We start from the raw sequence: 20,858 nt of genomic DNA, 5'->3' as shown, positions 1-20,858 counted from the left end.
TTTCGCCGTTTTGATGAAGGTTCGGACAAATTTGCTTCAACGGCGCTCCAATCTCCCAATCAGCGGCCGAAAGGACGGCGAATCCAGTGGTCCCGCATACCAGTAAGGCGATTCAAAGAACACCGCTACACCTGTCGCATCACTGTCCCTCTGTTGCGACAAGTGTCCGGCTTCATCATCACGCGTCACTTCTCTACAGACCCCGGCCTATCTGGTCTCTAGCCTGTTTCAACCCCTCTGGCACAGCCGTTGCTCCAGTCCTTTGCAGCCATCCGCGCCTGGCGCTGGCTCCTAATAAGAACTGGAGATTCCACGATGAATCAGATTGGCCTGCCACGGTCCCTTCTTCCCTCAAAAATCCTCGCTTCACTGCTTCTCGGCGCGGCGATTTCCGGCCACGCCATGGGGGCGCCTGCGCAGCCTGCGGCTGTGGATGGCGCGCGTATCAGCGCGGCCAACAGCGAGCCGGGCAACTGGATGAGCACCGGCCGCACCTACGACGAACAACGCTTTAGCCCGCTGAAGAAAATCAACGACGGCAACGTCGACAAGCTCGGCCTCGCCTGGAGCTACAAGCTGGATATCGATCGCGGTGTGGAGGCTACGCCGATCATCGTCGATGGCGTGATGTACACCACCGGGCCGTTTTCAATCGTCTATGCCCTGGATGCGCGCGACGGCAAGCTGCTGTGGAAATACGACCCGCAGTCCGACCGCTCGCGCGCCGGTGAAGCCTGCTGCGATGCGGTGAACCGTGGCGTGGCGGTGTGGAATGGCAAGGTCTATGTCGGCGTGCTCGATGGCCGTCTGGAAGCCATCGACGCCAAAACCGGGCAGAAGGTCTGGAGCGTGGATACCCGAAGCGACCCGACCCGCAGCATCACCATCACCGGCGCCCCGCGCATCGTCAAAGGCAAGGTGATCATCGGCAACGGTGGCGCGGAGTTCGGTGTGCGCGGCTACATCACCGCCTACGACGCCGAGACCGGCAAGCAGGACTGGCGCTTCTTCACCGTGCCCGGTGACCCCAAGGAAATGCCCAAGGGGAAAGGCATGGAAATCGCCGCCAAGACCTGGTTCGGCGACAACTACCACAAGCAGGGCGGTGGTGGCACGGTGTGGGACTCGATGTCCTATGACCCCGAGCTGAACCTGCTGTACATCGGCGTGGGCAACGGTTCCTCGTGGAACCCGCGTATCCGCAGCGAAGGCAAGGGCGACAACCTGTTTCTCTCCTCCATCGTGGCCATCAACCCGGATAACGGCGAATACGTCTGGCACTACCAGACCACCCCTGGCGATGCCTGGGACTACACGGCTACCCAGCACATCATGCTGGTGGACCTGGAACTCGACGGCAAGCAACGCAAGGTGCTGATGCAGGCGCCGAAGAACGGTTTTTTCTACGTGATTGATCGGGCCACGGGCGAGCTGCTGTCGGCGAAGAATTTTATCCCGATCAACTGGGCCACCGGCATCGACATGAAAACCGGGCGGCCGATCCGCAACGAGAAAGTCGCCGAATACTGGAAAGACCCGGAGAAAAAAGCCCGCCTGATCCAGCCGGCCTTCTGGGGTGCGCACGACTGGCAACCTATGTCGTACAACCCGCAAACGGGCCTGGTGTACATCCCGGCGCACATCATGTCGGCCATGTACCAGGACGTTGACGGCGCGCCACCGCGCTCCAAGTTCAAGAGCATTTACCAGCTCGACGTGAACACCGGGATGATGCCGGAGGACCCTGAGGGCCTGCGCAAGATCGCTGACACCTGGACCGGTAAGCTGATCGCCTGGGACCCGGTCAAGCAGGAAGCCCGTTGGGAAGTGCCATACACCACCATCTTCAACGGCGGCACCCTGAGCACCGCCGGCAATCTGGTGTTCGAAGGCACCGCCAATGGTCGCGTAGTCGCCTACGCAGCCGACACCGGCAAGAAGGTCTGGGAGTCGCCGGCCAACACCGGCGTGATGGCGGCCCCGGTGACCTATGAAGTGGACGGCGAACAGTACGTCACCTTCATGGCCGGTTGGGGCGGGGCATTCTCCACCTTCGCCGGTGCCTTGTCGTTGCGTGCCGGGGTCAAACCCAATGCGCAGGTGCTGACCTACAAGCTTGGCGGCACTGCCACGCTCCCGGACCTCAAGGACCGGTTCGCCGATCGCGAACCCGAACCGCCGAAGCTGACCGGCACGCCAGCACAGATTGACCAGGGCCGTGAACTGTTCAACTCCAGCTGCTCGCAATGTCACGGCATCAACGCCATCAGCGGCGGTGTAGTGCCGGACCTGCGGACCCTGAGCAAGGACAACCACGAACGCTTCCTTGGCATCGTCTACGGCGGGCGTATTCCCGATGGCATGCCGTCGTTCCAGGGCCACCTCGACCTTGCGCAAGCCGAAGCCGTGCATCAATACCTGATCAAGCGCGCCTATGACCTGCAGGAACAGCAGGCCGCCACCAAGAAAACCGCCAGCAACTGACACTTATGCGCCCGCTCTGACGGGCGTTTTTTCATGGACAGGAGAGACTGCAATGAGCGAGATCGTCACCTACCAGAACTACATCGATAACGCCTTTGTCGGCAGTGAAGAGCTGATTGAGGTGTACAACCCGGCCGACGCCGCCCTGTTGGCTCGCGTGCCACAGGCCACCACTGTGCAGGTCGAGCGCGCCATCGCCGCCGCGCGCAAAGCGCAAAAAGGCTGGGCCGCGAAACCGGCCATCGAACGCGCGGGTTACCTGCGCCAGATCGCCAACAAGGTGCGCGCCAACGCCGACCGCCTGGCGCGCATCATCACCCAGGAACAAGGCAAGGTGCCGGGCCTGGCGCTGGTGGAAGTCAACTTCACCGCCGACTACCTCGACTACATGGCCGAGTGGGCCCGCCGCCTGGAAGGGGAAGTGCTGACCAGTGACCGCGCTGGCGAACATATCTTCCTGCAACGTAAACCCCTGGGTGTGGTGGCCGGCATTCTGCCGTGGAATTTCCCGTTCTTCCTCATCGCCCGCAAGATGGCGCCGGCACTGATCACCGGTAACACCATCGTGATCAAACCCAGCGAAGAGACGCCCATCAACTGCTTCGAATTCGCCCGCCTGGTCGCTGAGACCGACCTGCCCACCGGCGTGTTCAACGTGGTCAGCGGTACTGGTGCAGGCGTAGGGCATGTCCTCACGAGCCATGCCGGTATCGACCTGATCAGCTTCACCGGCAGCGTCGCCACCGGCTCGCGGATCATGGCCGCCGCCGCCCCGAACATCACCAAGCTCAACCTTGAGCTGGGCGGCAAGGCGCCGGCCATCGTACTGGGTGATGCCGACCTGGAGCTGGCGGTTAAAGCCATCACGGCCTCACGCGTGATCAACACCGGGCAAGTGTGCAACTGCGCTGAACGGGTGTACGTCGAGCGTGGTGTGGCGGATGAGTTTATCGACAAACTGGCCAGCGCCATGGCCGCCACCAAGTACGGTGACCCGTCCAGGGAAGCTGGTCTGGATATGGGCCCGCTGGTCAATCAGATCGGTCTGGACAAGGTCGCGCAGATGGTCAAGACCGCCAGCAGCCACGGTGCGCAAATCATCACGGGCGGCAACGTCGCCCACCTTGGCAAAGGTTTCCACTACCAGCCCACCGTGCTGGCCGGCTGCAAGGCCGATATGGAGATCATGCGCAAAGAAATCTTCGGGCCGGTATTGCCGGTGCAGGTGGTCGACTCGCTGGATGAAGCCATTGCCTTGGCCAACGACAGCGAATACGGCCTGACCTCGTCGGTTTACACCCGCAATCTGAGTGCCGGGTTGAAGGCCGCCCGCGAACTCGACTTTGGCGAGACCTATATCAACCGCGAAAACTTCGAAGCCATGCAGGGCTTCCATGCCGGTACGCGCAAGTCCGGGATCGGTGGGGCGGATGGCAAGCATGGGTTGTATGAGTTCACCCATACCCATGTGGTGTACATCCAGGAGTGAATGATGGCCGGGCGTGAAAGCGCCCGGCTTCTGCACGGGGTGATCGTGTTCGTGCTCAAAATACCTCGTTGGGCTGCACGATCCCGTGTTTTTTCATTTTGCGATACAGCGTGGAGCGCGAAATCCCGAAGCTGTCGGCCGCTGCGGTGATGTTCCATTGATGCTGCCGCAACGTGGCATACAGGTGCCGTGCCTCATCGCTGCACAGTTGTTCGGCCAGATTGCTGCTGGGCGGCACGTCGGGTGCCAGGGCGAGCGGTAGCGGCGCAATCATCCCCTGCAATTCCGCCGGCAGACAATCGCTATCAATCACCCCGTCTTCAGCCAACGCCACGGCGTAACGCAGCCCATTGAGCAACTGGCGGATGTTGCCGGGCCAGGGGTAGGCCAGTAGCCGGGCCCGCGCTTCGTTGTCCAGGCGTAACCCGGCCGCGCCGGGTTGGGCGGCCAGCAGTTCATCGAGCAGTTCGGCGCGGTCGCTGCGTTCGCGCAGGGCCGGCAGGTGCAAGGTCATGCCGCTGAGGCGGTAGAACAGGTCTTCGCGAAACTGTTTGGCGCTGATCATGTCGGCCAGGTTCTGGTGGGTGGCGGACACCACCTGGACGTCCAGCGCCACCGGCGCGGCTGCGCCGATGGGGGAGATTTCCCGTTCCGCCAGCACGCGCAGCAAACGGGTTTGCAGGTGTGCGGGCATGTCGCCGATTTCGTCGAGGAACAGGGTGCCGCCATTGGCCAGTTCCAGTTTGCCTTTCATGCCTTTCCTGTCGGCGCCGGTAAAGCTGCCGGCGCGATAGCCGAACAGTTCGCTCTCGATCAGGGTTTCGGGAATTGCGGCGCAGTTCAGCGCCACGAAGGGGCCCTTGCGGCGCAGGCTGGCCTGGTGGACGGCGCGGGCGAAGGCTTCTTTGCCGGTGCCGGTTTCGCCGGTGATCAGGATGGGGATGCCCTTGTCGATCACCTTGCGAATACGTCGTACGCCTTGCTGCAGCACCGGGTCGCGGCCGCCCAGTTGGTCGAGTTGCGGGTGCTGCGGGTGACTCGGGCGTGTGGGTGCGGCGGGTTTCAGGCGACCGACGGGGATACGCAGGCCGACGTCGACCAGCGCTTCGTCGATCAGCGCACGCAGTTGCACGCCGCGGGCGCCGCCGCTGGTCATACTTAGCAGTTCATCGACATTGGCCGGCAGCAGGGTGTCGATGCGCCGGCAAAGCAATGGCTGGTTCTGCACCTGGTCGTAGGCGACAAACGCAGCGCGATTGGCGCCGACCACCCGGCCGCTTTCATCCAGGGCCAGCAACTGTTCGTTGGCCAGGTCGGTGATGTCATCGCGCGGTTTGATCGCCAGCGTCAGGCAGTCACGGTAGCGCTGGCGAAAGTGCGAGTTCTCGATCATGCGCGCATACATGATCACCAGTTGCAGGGTCAGGTATTGTGATTCCTTCGGCCCGGCGCTGTTCAGGCAGGTGGCGTTGAGGCAGCCGCGCAGCAAGCCCTGGGCGTCGAAGATCGGGGCCACGGAACAGCTGAGGCGGAAGTTGGAGGCCAGGAAGTGTTCTTCGCGGTGAATGATCATCGCCTGTTGGGCGGCCAGGGCGGTGCCGATGGCGTTGGTGCCGGCCACCGATTCGTCCCAGCGCGCGCCGACGATCAGCCCGGACTGGGTATAGGGATCGTGCTGGTTGGGCAGGCGAGCGTCGAGGGTGATGCCTTGTTCATCGCTGAGCAACACGGCAAAACCGGCCGGCACCACGCGCTTGGCCAGTCCGGTGACGCCCTGGCTGGCGATGGCCAGGTATTCCTGGTGCTGGGCCTGGTGCTGGCGGATTTCTTCCGCGGTGAGGATGTTCTTGACGTTCACCGCCCGTGGGTTGAGCTGGTGCTGGTTGATGCTGCGATACCAGGACTGGGCAATCACCCGGTCCGGGCGGATACCGCGATCATGGAAGTGATCATCGACGAAGGCAGCCAGTTCACTTGCGTTGGTTTCCACGGCATGCACAGGCATAGCAGGACTCCCGATGCCGATGCCGTCAGCGGGTCAGGCGCTGCGGATCGGCTGTTGTTTTTGTAATGGCGACGCTCAGTCAGAGCGTGAACGCTGCACAGGTGTAACAACCATAGACCTTTGGTCTGCCTTTTGCAGTCATCCTTGCGTCGCATGCCGACCATTGCAGCAAGCTACATGCCGAAAGCCGGACGTCGGCCTACAAGGCCCAATCCAGCGCACTGAAAGGACTGCAGGGCGGGGTCGGGTGGGCGGCGCAGGTGTGCCACGGATGACACACCTGTCGCAGCACGCTGATTCAGGTGTTGCGGCGAGCAGTATTCCTATCAATAACAAGAGGATCACACCATGTGGACTAAACCCGCCTACACCGACCTGCGCATTGGTTTCGAAGTGACCATGTACTTCGCCAATCGTTGATCGCCGTTGCCCCGGCTTGCCGGGGCATCTTCGTAGTGGCATTTTAATGGTGTTAAATGTCCCGTCGCCACCCGGAACGGGTCAGCACCCATCGCAGACTCAAAGCCTGCCTTGCAAAGGCTCCTGAAATGCCAAAAACACCACCTGAGAACAGGGCTTCAGTAACTGCCGCTGATATCGAGCGGTCGATCCAGGCCTTGAACAAAATGGCTGAGCGTCTTTGGGGCAATGGTCGAGAGGCCGAGGCCAAGGCGCTTCTCGATGCCCTGGATGCGTTGAACCGCGCGTTGGATCGAATCAGGATCGGCGAAGGCCGCAGAGCGGCGACCTTGCACTGAGCGGGCCTGGTGGCGTTGATCTCGTCGTGATCGGCACGCGAACCTATGACACGTCATCGTCTGCCTGGGAGGGGGTCATGTCGGCCATGACCAAGGAGCAGGTGGAAGCGCTTGCCCAGCAGATCATCAGCGATATCAAGAGTGCCAAGGCGAAGTAGTCTGGATCTGCGCTGTCAGGGACGGCGCTCATAAATAGATGCCGGAAGATCCTTCCGGCGTCTGCATCGAAAAACCATGACAGGCATCAATCGCCTGTCATGGTCCTGGCACCCACTCACTTATTGGGTGCTGTGCACCGCATCGATGATCACCTTGGCCACATCTGCCGGGCGCGACTGTTGAGGCACGTGGCTGGACTCCACCTCGGTGACCTGCGCCTTGATCTTCTTGGCAAAATCGCGTTGCAAGTCTGGCTGGATCATGCGGTCTTCACGGGCGACTACGTACCACGACGGCTTGCCTTTCCAGGCGGCGGCGCTGGTCTTGTCCTCGAATGCAGCGGCGCGGATCGGGCCCTGGGTCGAGGTCATGACGGCGGTCTGGGCAGCAGGCAGGTCCTGAGCGAAGCCGGTGGCCATGCCTTGTGCGGTCATGTAGAGGAAGCCGTTTTTATCGGCGGCGATGTCCTTCGTGCCGGACGGCGCCGGGTATTGCTTGCCCAGGTCCTTGACGGCCTGGCCGGCATCCGGGGCGAACGCGGCGACGTACACCAGGCTACGAACTTTCTGGTCAGTACCGGCCTGAGTGATTACTGTACCGCCCCAGGAGTGGCCGACCAGCACCACATTGCCGTCCTGGTTGTTCAGTACGCGCTGAGTGGCGGCCACGTCATCGGCCAGCGAAGTCAGCGGGTTCTGCACCACGGTGACCTTGATGCCTTCGGCTTGCAGCAATGGAACGACCTTGGCCCAGTCGGAGCCGTCGGCGAATGCGCCGTGCACGATCACTACCGAAGGTTGCGGGGTGGCAGCGTGGCTTGCGCCAGCAAAAACGGAAGCGGTCATGGCGAGGGCGAGGGCGATTGCCTTGGGTTTGAACATGGTGGAATCTCCTGTGGTTGATGTGACCAGTTTCCGGAATACGCGTGAGGTCCGGTATCGGTCGTTTATCCGAGGCGGACAAAAAACAGGTGAATAATGGAGAGCGTGATGAAGGGTGCCGACGCGGTTGAGCTGGAAAGTGCAATGGTGTGCCTGTCCGTTGTGGGCGATTTGAGCATGGGCCAACCCACTGATCAGTCACGCCGCGCCGCCCGCCTGGCCCAGTGGCTTGCGCAAACCTGCGACGGCGCCGGCGAACACATCGAAGTGGCGCGACAGGTGTCCCTGCTGCGCTGGTCCGGTTGCACCGCCAACGCCGAGGACTTCATGCGCCTGCTCGGTGATGACGTCGCCGGGCGCAACGCGATGCTCAGCCAGACGCTGGGCCCGGCGGGGCTGCGGGCCATGCGCAAGACCGCGCCGCAGGCCCAGGTACATTGTGAGGTGGCGGGTGACATCGCCCAGACTTTGGGGTTGAGTGCGCCGGTCGAACTGGGACTGCGCCATGTGTTCGAGCAATTCGACGGCGAAGGTCGCCCGGGGGGCCTGCGCCATCCCGAAGTGCCGGAGGTGGTCTATCGAGTGCTGCTGGCCGGGGACCTGGAGATTCTCTCGCGGGTGCACGGGCTCGATTCTGCGCTCGAGTGGATTGCGGGCCAGGGCAACCGTCGTTATCCGGCCTCGCTGGCCGCCGAGCTTTCACGCAATGCCGCCGAATGGCTGGACGCATTGAGGGAACCGCCAGCCACCCATTCAAGCTCGCCCGCGCTGAAGGCACAGGTGCCGCTAACGTTGGTAGGCGATGTGATCGACCTGAAAATTCCCTGGCTGGCGGGTTATTCCCGGCGCTCGGCCGAACTGGTGCGCGACGCGGCCAAGCTGTGGGGCCTCGCCGAACCCTCCATCGAGCAACTGGGCAAAGCGGCGCTCATTCATGGCGTCGGTCGGGCGGCGGTGCCCAATCGCATCTGGAACCTGCCCGGTCCATTGCTCGATGGCGATCTCGAACAGGTGCGACTGGTGCCGTACTGGACGTCGCGCACCTGCAAGCAGATCCCTGAGCTGGTGGCTCCCGGTCAAATCGCCGCCAACGCCTACGAACGACTCGATGGCAGCGGTTATTTCCGGGGGCTGGACGGGGATGCCCTGCAACCTGAACACCGTTTGCTGGCGGCGGCGCTTGCCTGGCAGGCATTGCGTTGCGTGCGACCCTGGCGTCCAGCGTTCAGCGAGAGTGACGCCGAACGCCTGCTGCTCGAGGAAGCAGCAGAAGGGCGTTTCGACCCGCGCGCTTGTCAGGCGGTGATCGCCGCCGCGCGGGGTGAGAGCGCCGTGGCCCCCTGTAAGTCCAACACCAGCCCGCTCAGTGAACGAGAGACCCAGATCCTGCAGTGCATCAGCATGGGTGGCAGCAACAAGGAGGTGGCGCGCCAGCTCGGCATCAGCCCGAGCACGGTGCGCACCCACGTTGAAAGCGTGTTCCGCAAATTGCAGTGCACCACACGGGCCGCCGCGACGCTCAAGGCGTTGACGTTGGGATTGATCTGATTACCCCACGCATCTCCCGCGATGCGCAGCGACCCGCCAGCCACGCCAGGACAGCCGCGACACCCAGCAACATCGCGCTCGACTCGAACGTTGCGCGATAGCCGCTGAAGTCGAACAGCAAACCGCCCACGGTGGCGCCGGAGGCGATCGCCAGTTGCACGATGGCGACCATCAGGCCGCCACCCGCTTCGGCATCGTCCGGCAGGGTTTTCGCCAACCAGGTCCACCAACCCACCGGCGCCGCCGTGGCGACCAATCCCCACAGGCCGAGTAAAACCGTGGTGGTCATCGCCGAGCTGCCGAAGGACAACAGCGCCAGGGCGATCACGGCCATCAGTACGGGGATGGCGATCAGGGTGCGATGCAGGCCGGATTTGAGAAACCCTTCAATCAGGAAGGTCCCGGCCAGGCCCGCCAAGCCGAGCACCAGCAACATCAGTGACAGCGTGGAAACGCTGACCTGCGTGACCGTTTCAAGGAAAGGACGCAGGTAGGTGAACAGCATGAACTGGCCCATGAAGAACACGCTGACTGCAATCATGCCCAGGGCCACCGGCATTCGTTTCATCAACCGGAAGACGTTGCCGCTGCCGGCGCTGGCGCTGTTTTTCAGGGACGGCATGCTGAACATCAACCACGCCGCGGCGATGACGGCGACTGGCACAATGCAGAAAAACGCCCCGCGCCAGCCGATCAACGAACCGACAAAGCTGCCCAGTGGCGCAGCAATCACCGTTGCCAGGGCATTGCCGCCGTTGACGATGGCCATCGCCCGCGTGACCTGGTCTTCAGGAACCAGGCGCATGGCGGTGGCCGCCGACAGCGACCAGAACCCTCCAATGGCAACGCCGATCAGGGCGCGGCCCATCATGAAGATCGTGTAGTTCGGTGCGAAAGCAGCCACCGTCCCGGAGACGATCATCAGCAACGTCAGGGACAGCAGCAGGGGTTTGCGGTCGACCCGCGCCGCGATCGAGGCGATCAGCAGGCTGGTGATCAGCGCGAACAATCCGGACACGGCGATGCCCTGGCCGGCCTGGCCTTCGGTGACATGCAGGTCGGCGGCAATCGGTGTCAGCAGGCTGACGGGCATGAATTCCGAGGCCACCAGCACGAAGGCGGCGAGGGACATGGCGAATACCGCGCCCCAGGATGTTTTGGGGGGTTGGGTCATGGTTTGAATCCTTTAAACGCAAAGCATCGCGCCCCCTGGATCGGGGGCGGGACAAGGTTGTTTTTTAGCGGGGGGGTTAGTTAGCCAGCGTGGCGTTGTCGATCACGAAGCGGTATTTCACCTCGCCCTTGAGCATGCGCTCGTAGGACGCGTTGATCTGGTCGGCGCGCACCAGTTCGATGTCGGCGACGATGCCGTGCTCGGCGCAGAAATCCAGCATCTCCTGGGTCTCGGGAATGCCGCCGATCATCGAGCCTGCAACCGTGCGGCGCTTGGTGATCAGGTTGAACACGTTCGGCGACGGATGCGGCGAGGCGGGGGCGCCGACCAGCGTCAATGCGCCGTCGCGCTTGAGCAGCACCAGGAACGCATCGAGGTCGTGGGGCGCGGCGACCGTGTTGAGGATGAAGTCGAAGCTCTTGGCATGCGCAGCCATTTCCTCGGCGTTGCGTGACACCACCACCTCATCGGCACCCAGCTCGCGGGCGGCCTCACGTTTGGACTCGGACGTGGTGAACGCCACCACATGCGCGCCCATGGCATGGGCCAACTTGATGCCCATGTGGCCCAGGCCACCGATGCCGACCACGCCGACTTTCTTGCCGGGGCCGGCGTTCCAGTGACGCAGCGGCGAGTAGGTGGTGATGCCGGCGCACAGCAGCGGCGCCACCGCCGCCAGTTGCGCTTCGGGATGGCGGATGCGCAGGGCATAGCGTTCATGCACGACGATGGTTTGCGCGTAGCCACCGAGGGTCCAGCCGGGCGCGTCCGGGGTCGGGAAGTTATAGGTGCCGATCATGCCGTCGCAGTAGTTTTCCAGGCCGCTTTCACAGTCGTCGCAGTGCTTGCAGCTGTCGACGATGCAGCCGACACCGACCAGGTCGCCAACCTTGTAGTCCGCCACATGGGCGCCGATCGCAGTCACACGACCAACGATCTCGTGCCCCGGTACGCAGGGGAATTGCGTGCCGGCCCATTCCGCACGCACCTGGTGCAGGTCGGAATGGCAGATGCCACAGAACGCGATATCGATCTGGATGTCATGGGCGCCGGGTGTGCGGCGGGTGATCTGCATGGGCTCAAGGGGTTTGTCACCTGCATGGGCACCGTAGGCGTGTACAAGCATGGGGAAATTCCTGAGTGAGTGGGGGTGGACGACCATTGTGTGGCCGGCCCCTGCATGCCCTGTAGATCATTCCTGTGAGTTACTTGCCTGATTCTATGAATGTCGGTTTGCGCCGGAACACTCCCTGTAATTTCGGCGGGTTATGATGGCGCCACTGCTTATGTTCAAAGACTCAAGGACCTTGCAATGCGGATATTGATTGTGGGCGGCGGCATCGCTGGTTTTGCCATGGCCAGGGCCCTGGAATTGAAGGGCTTCACGCCGGAACTGGTCGAGCGCCGTCTCGATGAATCACCCGGTGGCATGGGGTTCTACCTGCCTGGCAACGTCGGCCGCGCACTCGCCCGACTCGGTCTGCTGGACTCGGTTCGCGGGGCGGCGGCGCTCATCAAGACGCAACGGATCATGGACCAGCGAGGGCGCTTGCTGACAGTCACCGACACCGAAGACTTCTGGCGTGACTGCGGCCCCTGCCTGTCGCTGCCGCGTGATGCGCTGCACACCATCCTGCGCGGCGCCCTCGAGCGCACGAACACGCGTTTCGGCGTCTCCATCACCGGGATCACGCCTGCGACCGATGCCTGCGAGGTGGCTTTCTCCGATCACACCACGGCCACTTATGACCTGGTCATCGGCGCCGACGGCATTGATTCGACCGTGCGCCGGATGATTTTTCCGGCGATCCAGCCGTCCTTTGTCGGCAACGTCTGCTGGCGCTTCATCACGCAGAACACCACGGGTATCGAAGGCTGGACAGCAATGCTGGGCAAGGGCCGCACGCTGTTGGCCATCCCGGTCAGTGGCGAGCAGGTCTACGTTTATGCCGACATGGCGGTGGCTGAAGACGAATTCGACCGCGTCAGGCACGCCTCACTGCAAAGCCTGTTCGGTGACTTCGCCGGGCCGCTGTTTCCACTGCTGGCCGACACCCGCCAGGACACCCACTTCGGCAGCATCCAGCAAGTGGTCATGCCGCACTGGTATCGCGGCCGCGCCGTGCTGATCGGCGACGCGGCCCACGCCTCATCGCCAAGCATGGCGGAGGGCGCGGGCATGGCCATCGAGGATGCTTGGGTCATGGCCGACGCCATCGCCACCCATCAGGACCTGGATGCGGCGTTGCAGGCGTACAGCGCCAGGCGTCAGCCGAGGGTGGACTGGGTACAGAAACAATGCGTGGCGCGGGACAAGATGCGCACGCTGCCGGTGCCGGCCCGCAACCTGATTCTCAAGCTGCTGGGCGACAAGCTCTACAAACGCAGCTACATGCCGTTGCTGGCTTCGGTGTAGTTCAGGCGCCGTTCTCCATGGGGCGGGTGATCAGGTACTGACACACCAGGCGTTCTCCGCGAAGGCACTGGTCCGCCGCCGGTTGGCCGGTGGCTTCGGAGAAGAACGACGCCATCGCCCGGCAGACGCAAGGTTCGTCGTGCACGGCGCCGCCCAGCGGGCACGTGTAGTTGCGCACCATGATGCCTTCGTCCTGGGCATGCGCTTCGGTGTTGGCGCCGAGCGCGTTGGCAGCAGCCATGGCGGACTGCAGGCCGCTTTGAAAGTCCTCGGGCGTGGCGATACCGGCTTCGCGGGCGAGGTGGCGGCCGGTCTCGTCGAGCAATTCACTGATCTGTCGCTCGTCCATGCGCGTCTGCATGACTTTCAACAGCCCGCGCAGGAACAGCCGATAGGCGCTCGACTCGATGTCCTCGCTGCCCGGCGCCGCTTCATAGACCACCGGTGGTTTGCCGAGCATCCCGCGTTGCCTGAGGGTGGCGCGACGGACCAGCCCCTGGGCTTCGAGTTGGCGCAACTGCACGTTGATGGCATTGCGCGTGACGTCCAGGTGCTCGCACAACTGCACGACAGTCAGCGGTTCGCGTTGTAACAGGCGCAGGATGTCGTTTTTCGTGGTCACGAAAAAATCCTTGTGGTCCAAAAGTGCCGATCATAGCAATCCCTCCGGCAAAGTGGGGTAAGGCGATTAATGACAATTGGTATTGTCATTAATCGCGTAATGCCGCTAGACTCGCCTGGCAACGCCATAAAACCAAAACCAAGCCTGATGATTGCCGAGCCAAGACAAATGAACGCACACGAAAATACCCGTCCTGCCGAAATGGTCGATGCACTGAATGCAGTGTTCGGCAAACACCAAGCTGCGCGCAGTTCTCATGCCAAGGGCGTCTGCGCGAGTGGTGAATTCACGCCATCGACTGACGCGCCCCAATGGGTCAGGTCGAGCCTGTTTGCCCAGGGTGGCGTGCCCGCGGTGCTGCGTTTTTCAGTGGGCGGTGGCAACCCCAACGTCTCTGATAAGAGCCGCACCGTACGCGGCTTGTCGGTGCACCTGAACGACAGTGCCCAAGCCTACGACCTGATGATGATTTCCGAGCCGGTGTTCTTCGCCGCCACGCCCGCTTCGTTCGTCGCGTTCCTGCAAGCGCGGGTGGCTGACCCGGCCACCAAGAAGCCTGATCCGAACAACATCAAGGCGTACGAAGCCAGCTTCCCCGACGGCAAGCTCCAGCCGCGTCTGCTGGCGTCGCACCCGGCGCCGGCGTCCTATGCCACGACCGCGTACTTTTCCACGCATGCCTTTCGCTTCGTCAACGGCCGTGGTGAAGGTGTGTGGGGCCGGCTGGTGATGGAACCGGTGGCAGGCACGGTGTTGCTCAGTGAAGAACAGGAAGCCAGCCTGCCTGACGCGTTTCTGGCCGCAGAACTCGATGCGCGTCTGCAGACCGGCACGGTGCAGTTTCGCTTGTACATTCAGCCGGCGGGGCCGAACGATTCGCTGGTCGATCCCTCGCAACAGTGGAGCGAAAACCACAGCGCTCGCCTCGAGCTCGGACGCCTGAGCGTTCAGGCGGTTGAAGCGGACACCTTGTGCAACCCAGGGGTGTTCGACCCGATGCGCCTGCCGGATGGCATCGAACCGTCGGACGATCCGGTGCTGCTGTCGCGCAGCGCGGCGTACAGCGTATCGCTGCAGCGTCGCCAGGCACCTGGCGAAGCGACTTGCTGAGGATCAGTCGAATGGGTGTTTTACCGATGGCGGCCATGGCGTGTGCTGCCGTGTTGCTCACGGGTTGCGCCTGCGCACCAAACGACCCGACCCTGACCTTGCACACCCGCAAGACCCCGGCCGAGTACGCCGATTGCGTTGTGCCGAAATTGCAGGACAACGCACTGACGCCGACCGTTTCGCAGAGCCAGCGCAGCTATCGGATCGTGGTGCCCAGCAAGGTTTCGGCGGACAAGGTGCTGGAGGCGCACAAGGCTGGCAAGGGCGGCAAGGTATTTGTCTACGACCCGCAACTGCTGGCCTCGAACGTACTGCCTTCGAGCTTTGAACGCGCCGCGCAGGATTGCATCTGATCCTGGCTGACAGCGCTTTTGCGCAACTCCTTTGGTTGGCCGTAACCAGCCATTTTTCAGCCCATGCCGGTGTCGGCGTGGGTTTTTTTGCCAGAAAAACAGTGCGCGGCCGTGAGGAAATTGTCTCCACAGAGGCTACAGAGCGTATCAAATCGGACGGCGCACTGGCGCGCCTGCGCCTGCACTTCGATGACCCGCTATTTCTGCGGATGGGCAGAGGGGGGCAGCCAACGGTTCGGGCGATGGACATCGCGGCATTACTGGTCCCGGCATTGCGTAGCATCGAGGTGGTGATCAAGCAGGCAGCGCGGCGCGGTGGTTGATTGACGGGCTCGCCTTGGGCAGGCAGACACGATCCACCTTTGCGCACGGTGTCGACCGCCATGACATCCTGGGAGTGCCCAAGGTATGCCGAAAGGGAATGTCAGTATGCGGCGTTTTCGTTACATCGACGCGGCGATTTCTCCTAGTATCGTGACATTAATCAACGGGTAGCCGCGATGCGAACAGCAATAGTCCATGCCATGATGGCAGGCGCTTTGTGGGGGGCGGTGATCGTCACGCCTTCAATGATCCCGGATGTGCATCCGGTGGTAATCAGTTGCGCACGTTTCCTGGTGTATGGCTTGTTCGCCGTGCTGGTGGCATTGCCGCGCGCCCGGCAGCTTCTGGGGCGCCTGCGCAAGAGCGATGTGCTGATGTTGCTGGAGCTGGCGCTGACCGGCAACCTGGTCTATTTCATCCTGCTGAGCGCGGCGGTCCAATATGCCGGGGTGGCGATTGCTTCCTTGATCAATGGGTTGATCCCGGTCGCGATCATGCTCATGGGCAGGAAAACCAGCGGTGGCAGCAGCGGGTCGATGTACATCTCCCTGGCGTTGATTTGCGTTGGCACGGCGTGGATCAACGTGCCGGCGATCATGGATGTCCTCCATGGCCAGGGCAACAGCGACAAGGCATTCGGCGCATTCCTCGCAGGACTGGGCGTGCTGTCCTGGTCGTGGTTCGCCTTGCGTAACGCCGCGCATCTCAAAACGCTGCGCTTCAGCCCCAGTGAATGGTCGACGCTGCAAGGCGTGACCACGGGCGTTGTCGCGTTGTTTGCCAGCATCGGCGTGTGCCTGTTCAATCCGCAGATCCTGCCCACGGCATTGAGCGGCGGGCGCATGACCGTGTTTATCCTGGTGATCCTTTTTCTGGCCATTTGCGGGTCGTGGCTGGCCAACGGCTTGTGGAACAGCGCTGCACAGCGCCTGCCGCTGGGGCTCAGCGGGCAGATGATCGTCTTCGAAACGTTGTGTGCGTTGGTTTATGGCTACCTCATGTTGTGGGCCTTGCCCGGCGCCAACGAGGCGATTGGTATCCTGCTGGTGCTGGGTGGCATCGCCTGGACCTTGAATGCGCGAGGGCGACGAGCTGCTGCTACCTGACATGCTGGCTTCAAGGGCTGCGCCGTTCGCAGCTACGCTAAGGGCATCTCCATCTCCAGGACGCAAGCCTTGATGCCGCCCATAACCACGCGCCTGGTGGCGCTGCTGGCGTTTTGCCTGAGTCTCCCACTGGCGGCTCAGGACAGCGCCTGCCCGGCAGGCGAAAAACAGGTGTGCCTCAACGGCTGCATCTGCCTGCCTGACCTGGGCAAGATCGCTGGTGTACCGGATGGCATCTATCAGGTTGCAGCGCCCGCCTTGGCGTTATGGCTGACCCAGTCGCGCGCCGAAGCCGCGAGTGCTGGGGTTCAACCCATTCCGGCGCCTGTACGTGAGCAACTGCTGCGATGGTACGACGCCGGTGTGCTCGATGCCGTGAGCTACAAAATCAGCGACGACGGTCAACTCAACGCCGCCAACGCCATGCTGCAAAACCCTGACATCGGCGCGGTGACGCTGATCGACATCATCGTTTTTCGAACCGCTGAAGACGCCGGGCAGAACATCGCGCTGTGGGCCCATGAGCTCAAGCACGTGCAGCAGTATCAGGAGTGGGGTGTTGCCGGTTTTGCCCAGCGTTACACCGCGGATTTCAACGCGGTGGAGGCGCCGGCCTACGCCATCCAGATCGAGGTGGGAAGGGTGTTGCGGGAAGAGGCGGCCAAAGTGTCTGAATGAGCCTCCTCCCGACAGGTATTGCTTATTTCGACAGGATCAGCAGCGGCGTGTTTTTCTTCACGACGTAGGTCGCCAGCTCCGACGCGGTGGTCGAGCCCACGTTCTTCGCCGTGTGGGCGACACCTTCGGGAATGAACAGCGAATCACCGGCTTTCAGCGTCACCGGTGGCTGGCCTTCGAGCTGATATTCGAACGTCCCGCTTTCGACGTGGGCGATCTCCACGCCGGGGTGTGAGTGCTTCGGCGCCGCCACGCCCGCATCGAAGTCCACACGCACCTGGATCACCTCGCGTTCGGCGGCACCCAGGTCGGCGCGCAGCAGGTCGGTACGGTGCAGGCCGCTCTGCCAGCTTTTGGTTTCTTCAGCGTGGGCGACGCCAGTGAGTGCGCCGATTGCGACGACGGTAGCGAGGACGGCGGTCTTGAATCGAGACATTTTTGTTCTCCGGTAAGAGCACGGCGAAGCGGGGGAGGTAAGCGCCTGTGCGGTGAACTCATTAGGCGGGTGGGGTGTGTCTGCGGCGTGTCGAACTATGGGTGTTTTGTATCTTGAGGTAGCCGTGGGGGTAGGGGATACGTGGTGGTACATATCGCGGCTGGTCTTACCCCATTCCTGTAGGAGCGGGCTTGCCGATGCGTCGAACCGTCGCGATGATCGTGAACGATGATGAGGGCTGCCTGGGACCTTGCGGTGTCTGGGCCTCCATCGCGAGCAAGCTCGCTCCCACAGGTTTTTGTGTCGACTGCACATCCTGCGGCTTGCCCGGCCCCTGTGGGAGCGGGCTTGCCCGCGATGGTCTTGAACGATGACGCTGGCTGTCTGATGCCCTGCAGTGTCTGGGCCTCCATCGCGAGCAAGCTCGCTCCTACAGGTTTTTGTGTCGACTGCACATCCTGCGGCTTGCCCGACCCATTGTGGGAGCGGGCTTGCCCGCGATGGTCTTGAACGATGACGCTGGCTGCTGATGCCCCGCGGTGTCTGTGCCTCCATCGCGAGCAAGCTCGCTCCCACAGGTTTTTGTGTCGACTGCACATCCTGCGGCTTGCCCGGCCCCTGTGGGAGCGGGCTTGCCCGCGATGGTCTTGAACGATGACGCTGGCTGCCTGATGCCCCGCGTTGTCTGGGCCTCCATCGCGAGCAAGCTCGCTCCCACAGGTTTTTGTGTCGACTGCACATCCTGCGGCTTGCCCGGCCCATTGTGGGAGCGGGCTTGCCCGCGATGGTCGTCAACGATGATGAGGGCTGTCTGATGCCCCGCGGTGTCTGGGCCTCCATCGCGAGCAAGCTCGCTCCTACAGGGTTTTGTGTTGACTGCACATCCTGCGGCTTGCCCGGCCCCTGTGGGAGCGGGCTTGCCCGCGATGGTCGTCAACGATGATGAGGGCTGTCTGATGCCCTGCAGTGTCTGGGCCTCCATCGCGAGCAAGCTCGCTCCTACAGGTTTTTGTGTCGACTGCACATCCTGCGGCTTGGGTAGAAAAAACCGGAGACATCGTTTACAGGTGCAAAACTGTGATCTGTAGGTTCACCGTCGACTAAGCTAATTCCAAAATATTATTTCTTTCATTTTTTTAAGATCGTTTAGCTTTACGCCCATGCAGAGCGCCTCGCTGTCCAGCCAGGCGCTTTTTTTTGCGTCAGATGATGTGCAGGGAGCGGCCGTGTCAGTGATACAAACCCGATTGGCGACAGGTCTGGAACCTGCGCAAAGGTCCGTTGCCCCAGCCGATGTGGTGCTTGAGCTGCGGGCCGTCACCAAGGCCTACACACGCAGCCAGGGCGCGGCGACTTTGCCAGCGGTCAACGATGTCAGCCTCAAGGTACGACGCGGTGAAGTGTTGTGCCTGATGGGCACCTCCGGCAGTGGCAAATCGACCTTGTTGCGCCACATCAATCGCTTGATCGAACCGACCCAGGGTGAAGTGCTGATCGAAGGCCAGGCCATCAGTGGCTTGAGCAACAGCGATCTGCGCACGCTCAGGTCGCGTCGCATCGGCATGGTGTTCCAGCATTTCGGCCTGTTACCCCACCGCACCGTGCTGGAGAACGTGGCGTTGCCGCTCGAGCTGAGCGGCGAGCCGGAAGTCATCCGGCTGGCCGCCGCCGCCGTGCAACTCAAAGCCGTGGGGCTGGAGGGCTGGGGCGAGCATTACCCGCAGGAGCTGTCCGGTGGCATGCAGCAACGCGTCGGCCTGGCCCGGGCATTGGTCACCGAGCCGGACTTCCTGCTGATGGACGAGCCGTTCAGTGCCCTTGACCCGACGATTCGCCGAGACCTGCAACAGCATTTCCTCGCCCTGGTTCGCGAGCGCGGAATCACGACCTTGCTGGTCACCCACGACCCGGCCGAAGCCATTCGCCTGGCGGATCGCATTGCGGTGTTGCGGCGCGGGCGACTGGTGCAATTGGGCACGCCGCAACAATTGCTTGAGCAACCCGTCGATGCTGACGTCGCGGACTTTTTCCGTGACTGCCAGCCAACCTCAGCCACGCCATCGGCGGTGAACAGCCTGACGACCGAGGCGGGGCAACCTGAACTGCGCGAACAGCCGGTGACGTCTGGGCTGCCGTGGTGGCAAGCGCTGCTCCTGGGCCCTGCGGCCTTGGCAGCAAGGGGCAAGGGCGGTTCATTCTGGGCCACCTTTGCGGCCGAACTCGGGGCTTTGGCCGCGCTCGGGCAGGGCATTGCCAGCGCAACGGCATGGACGGTGGTCGTTGCGCTGCTGGTGCTGGCTGCCAGCCGATTTGCCGCGATTTCCCTGAGCGGGCATGCCTCGCGCTCCCACGCCTCTGGTTGGCTGCTGCCCCTGACCGTGATATTGGCGTCCCAGGCGCTGGTGGTGTGGCGGGTGATCACTCCCGAAACCACCCACGCGCTGTTGCAGTTCCCGATCAATCGCCAGGTCATGCTGGTGACTGCGCAAAGCATTGACGACTTTATCGGCTGGTCGCAAATCACCTTCGAAGGGGCTTTCGTCGGTGTGATCGTCGCGGTGCGCACGGTCATCGAAGGCGTCGAAAACATGCTGGGCTGGCTGCCATGGCCGGTCGCTGCACTGTCACTGGTCTTCCTGGCCTGGCGGTCTGCCGGTTGGGGCCTGGCGCTCACCAGCGGTGCGGCATTGTTGTACATCGGCCTGTTCGGCTTTTGGGAGCACACCATTGCCACGTTGGCGCTGGTGGGTGCCTCGGTGTTGATCGCCCTGGTGATCGGTGTGCCCACCGGCATCGTGCTGGCCAAACGGCCTCTGGTGCGCCGGCTGTTCACGCCGTTGCTGGACGTCATGCAAACCTTGCCGACCTTCGTCTACCTGATTCCTGCCGTGGCGTTCTTTTCGGTCGGCAAGACTCCGGCAGTGATCGCTACCGTCATTTTCGCCCTGGCCCCAATGATTCGCCTGACTTCGCTGGGCATCCAGGAAGTGCCCAAGGACGCGGTCGAAGCCGCCGTCGCCCACGGCGCCAGCCCCTGGCAGACCCTGATCAAGGTGCAACTGCCACTGGCGCGCCGCTCGCTGCTGCTGGGGATCAACCAGACCATCGTCATGAGCCTGTCAATGGTGGTGGTCGCCGCGCTGATCGGCGCCGGCGGCCTGGGCTACGACGTCATGACCGCGTTGCGCAACATCAAGGGCGGCGAGGGCGTGCTGGCCGGTATTGCGATTGTCGTGTGTGCACTGATCCCTGACCGAATCATTCAATCGAGCTTGCGCAAGCAAGACCACCTCTCCCACTGAAAGTGAGACTTAT

Annotated in this window: 18 protein-coding genes and 1 pseudogene; 13 read left to right on the top strand and 6 right to left on the bottom strand. The window is 62.6% G+C overall.

Features of this window, described 5'->3' with window-relative positions; all coding sequences use genetic code 11:
• Nucleotides 1-315 precede the first annotated feature (315 nt).
• Together AB4N64_RS14845 and aldA are read left to right on the top strand one after the other, a co-directional pair.
• The gene (locus tag AB4N64_RS14845; protein WP_460116572.1) at nucleotides 316-2,484 is read left to right on the top strand and encodes a PQQ-dependent dehydrogenase, methanol/ethanol family; all 2,169 of its coding nucleotides are present in this window, start codon (nucleotides 316-318) and stop codon (nucleotides 2,482-2,484) included.
• Between the two features lie 52 nt (nucleotides 2,485-2,536).
• A complete protein-coding gene (gene aldA / locus AB4N64_RS14840) occupies nucleotides 2,537-3,973 on the top strand; it encodes an aldehyde dehydrogenase (protein ID WP_460116571.1) in 1,437 nt (478 codons plus the stop codon).
• A gap of 55 nt (nucleotides 3,974-4,028) precedes the next feature.
• On the opposite strand, the gene AB4N64_RS14835 is transcribed toward aldA, so the two are convergent.
• On the bottom strand, nucleotides 4,029-5,978 hold the full coding sequence (locus AB4N64_RS14835; RefSeq protein ID WP_460116569.1) for a sigma-54-dependent Fis family transcriptional regulator: 1,950 nt from the start codon (nucleotides 5,976-5,978) through the stop codon (nucleotides 4,029-4,031).
• Between the two features lie 348 nt (nucleotides 5,979-6,326).
• Here AB4N64_RS14835 and pqqA point away from each other — a divergent pair, with 348 nt between their 5' ends.
• The 3 genes and pseudogenes from pqqA to AB4N64_RS14820 form a co-directional block, all read left to right on the top strand.
• Entirely contained in the window at nucleotides 6,327-6,398 is a 72-nt protein-coding gene (pqqA, locus tag AB4N64_RS14830) for a pyrroloquinoline quinone precursor peptide PqqA (RefSeq protein WP_003243383.1), read from the top strand.
• A 128-nt stretch (nucleotides 6,399-6,526) separates the two neighbouring features.
• Nucleotides 6,527-6,736 (top strand): hypothetical protein, encoded by a 210-nt coding sequence (locus tag AB4N64_RS14825; RefSeq protein ID WP_460126756.1) that lies wholly within the window; start codon nucleotides 6,527-6,529, stop codon nucleotides 6,734-6,736.
• A 26-nt stretch (nucleotides 6,737-6,762) separates the two neighbouring features.
• Nucleotides 6,763-6,894, top strand: a pseudogene (locus AB4N64_RS14820) (hypothetical protein); the annotation flags it as partial.
• 120 nt (nucleotides 6,895-7,014) lie between these two features.
• On the opposite strand, the gene AB4N64_RS14815 reads toward AB4N64_RS14820, so the two are convergent.
• The gene (locus tag AB4N64_RS14815; protein ID WP_460116567.1) at nucleotides 7,015-7,776 is read right to left on the bottom strand and encodes an alpha/beta fold hydrolase; all 762 of its coding nucleotides are present in this window, start codon (nucleotides 7,774-7,776) and stop codon (nucleotides 7,015-7,017) included.
• Between the two features lie 108 nt (nucleotides 7,777-7,884).
• On the opposite strand from AB4N64_RS14815, the gene AB4N64_RS14810 reads away from it, so the two are divergent.
• Nucleotides 7,885-9,324, top strand: coding sequence for an HD domain-containing phosphohydrolase (locus AB4N64_RS14810; RefSeq protein ID WP_460116566.1), 1,440 nt, complete (start codon nucleotides 7,885-7,887; stop codon nucleotides 9,322-9,324).
• Here AB4N64_RS14810 and AB4N64_RS14805 read toward each other — a convergent pair.
• A complete protein-coding gene (locus AB4N64_RS14805) occupies nucleotides 9,296-10,498 on the bottom strand; it encodes an MFS transporter (RefSeq protein ID WP_460116564.1) in 1,203 nt (400 codons plus the stop codon). The two genes, AB4N64_RS14810 and AB4N64_RS14805, sit on opposite strands and share 29 nt — an antisense overlap.
• Before the next feature lie 76 nt (nucleotides 10,499-10,574).
• A complete protein-coding gene (locus AB4N64_RS14800; protein ID WP_460116562.1) occupies nucleotides 10,575-11,624 on the bottom strand; it encodes an NAD(P)-dependent alcohol dehydrogenase in 1,050 nt (349 codons plus the stop codon).
• Between the two features lie 186 nt (nucleotides 11,625-11,810).
• Between AB4N64_RS14800 and AB4N64_RS14795 the strand changes: the two genes are divergently transcribed.
• Nucleotides 11,811-12,914: an FAD-dependent monooxygenase gene (locus tag AB4N64_RS14795; protein WP_460116561.1), complete on the top strand. Its 1,104-nt coding sequence runs from the start codon at nucleotides 11,811-11,813 to the stop codon at nucleotides 12,912-12,914.
• 1 nt (nucleotide 12,915) lies between these two features.
• Here AB4N64_RS14795 and AB4N64_RS14790 read toward each other — a convergent pair whose 3' ends face one another.
• Nucleotides 12,916-13,536 (bottom strand): helix-turn-helix transcriptional regulator, encoded by a 621-nt coding sequence (locus tag AB4N64_RS14790; protein WP_460116559.1) that lies wholly within the window; start codon nucleotides 13,534-13,536, stop codon nucleotides 12,916-12,918.
• Nucleotides 13,537-13,704: 168 nt separating this feature from the next.
• On the opposite strand from AB4N64_RS14790, the gene AB4N64_RS14785 reads away from it, so the two are divergent.
• From AB4N64_RS14785 to AB4N64_RS14765, 5 genes are all read left to right on the top strand, one after another.
• Complete coding sequence (locus AB4N64_RS14785) at nucleotides 13,705-14,646, top strand: catalase family peroxidase (protein ID WP_460116557.1); 942 nt, start codon at nucleotides 13,705-13,707, stop codon at nucleotides 14,644-14,646.
• Between the two features lie 11 nt (nucleotides 14,647-14,657).
• Nucleotides 14,658-14,999, top strand: coding sequence for a hypothetical protein (locus tag AB4N64_RS14780; RefSeq protein ID WP_460116555.1), 342 nt, complete (start codon nucleotides 14,658-14,660; stop codon nucleotides 14,997-14,999).
• A complete protein-coding gene (locus tag AB4N64_RS14775) occupies nucleotides 14,990-15,322 on the top strand; it encodes a hypothetical protein (RefSeq protein WP_460116554.1) in 333 nt (110 codons plus the stop codon). Before AB4N64_RS14780 ends, AB4N64_RS14775 begins: the two co-directional genes overlap by 10 nt.
• Before the next feature lie 177 nt (nucleotides 15,323-15,499).
• Nucleotides 15,500-16,429 (top strand): DMT family transporter, encoded by a 930-nt coding sequence (locus tag AB4N64_RS14770; protein ID WP_460116552.1) that lies wholly within the window; start codon nucleotides 15,500-15,502, stop codon nucleotides 16,427-16,429.
• Nucleotides 16,430-16,501: 72 nt separating this feature from the next.
• Entirely contained in the window at nucleotides 16,502-17,107 is a 606-nt protein-coding gene (locus tag AB4N64_RS14765; RefSeq protein WP_460116551.1) for an eCIS core domain-containing protein, read from the top strand.
• Between the two features lie 22 nt (nucleotides 17,108-17,129).
• On the opposite strand, the gene AB4N64_RS14760 is transcribed toward AB4N64_RS14765, so the two are convergent.
• Nucleotides 17,130-17,543 carry a cupin domain-containing protein gene (locus tag AB4N64_RS14760; protein ID WP_460116549.1) on the bottom strand — a complete coding sequence of 138 codons (414 nt, stop codon included), beginning with the start codon at nucleotides 17,541-17,543 and terminating at the stop codon, nucleotides 17,130-17,132.
• Nucleotides 17,544-18,775: 1,232 nt separating this feature from the next.
• Between AB4N64_RS14760 and AB4N64_RS14755 the strand changes: the two genes are divergently transcribed.
• Complete coding sequence (locus tag AB4N64_RS14755) at nucleotides 18,776-20,845, top strand: ATP-binding cassette domain-containing protein (protein ID WP_460126754.1); 2,070 nt, start codon at nucleotides 18,776-18,778, stop codon at nucleotides 20,843-20,845.
• The last annotated feature ends 13 nt before the right edge of the window (nucleotides 20,846-20,858 follow it).

The organism is Pseudomonas sp. S2_C03, from assembly GCF_054668405.1.
Note: the sequence above shows the minus strand (reverse complement) of the source record. Positions and strands in the feature narration are given on the sequence as shown.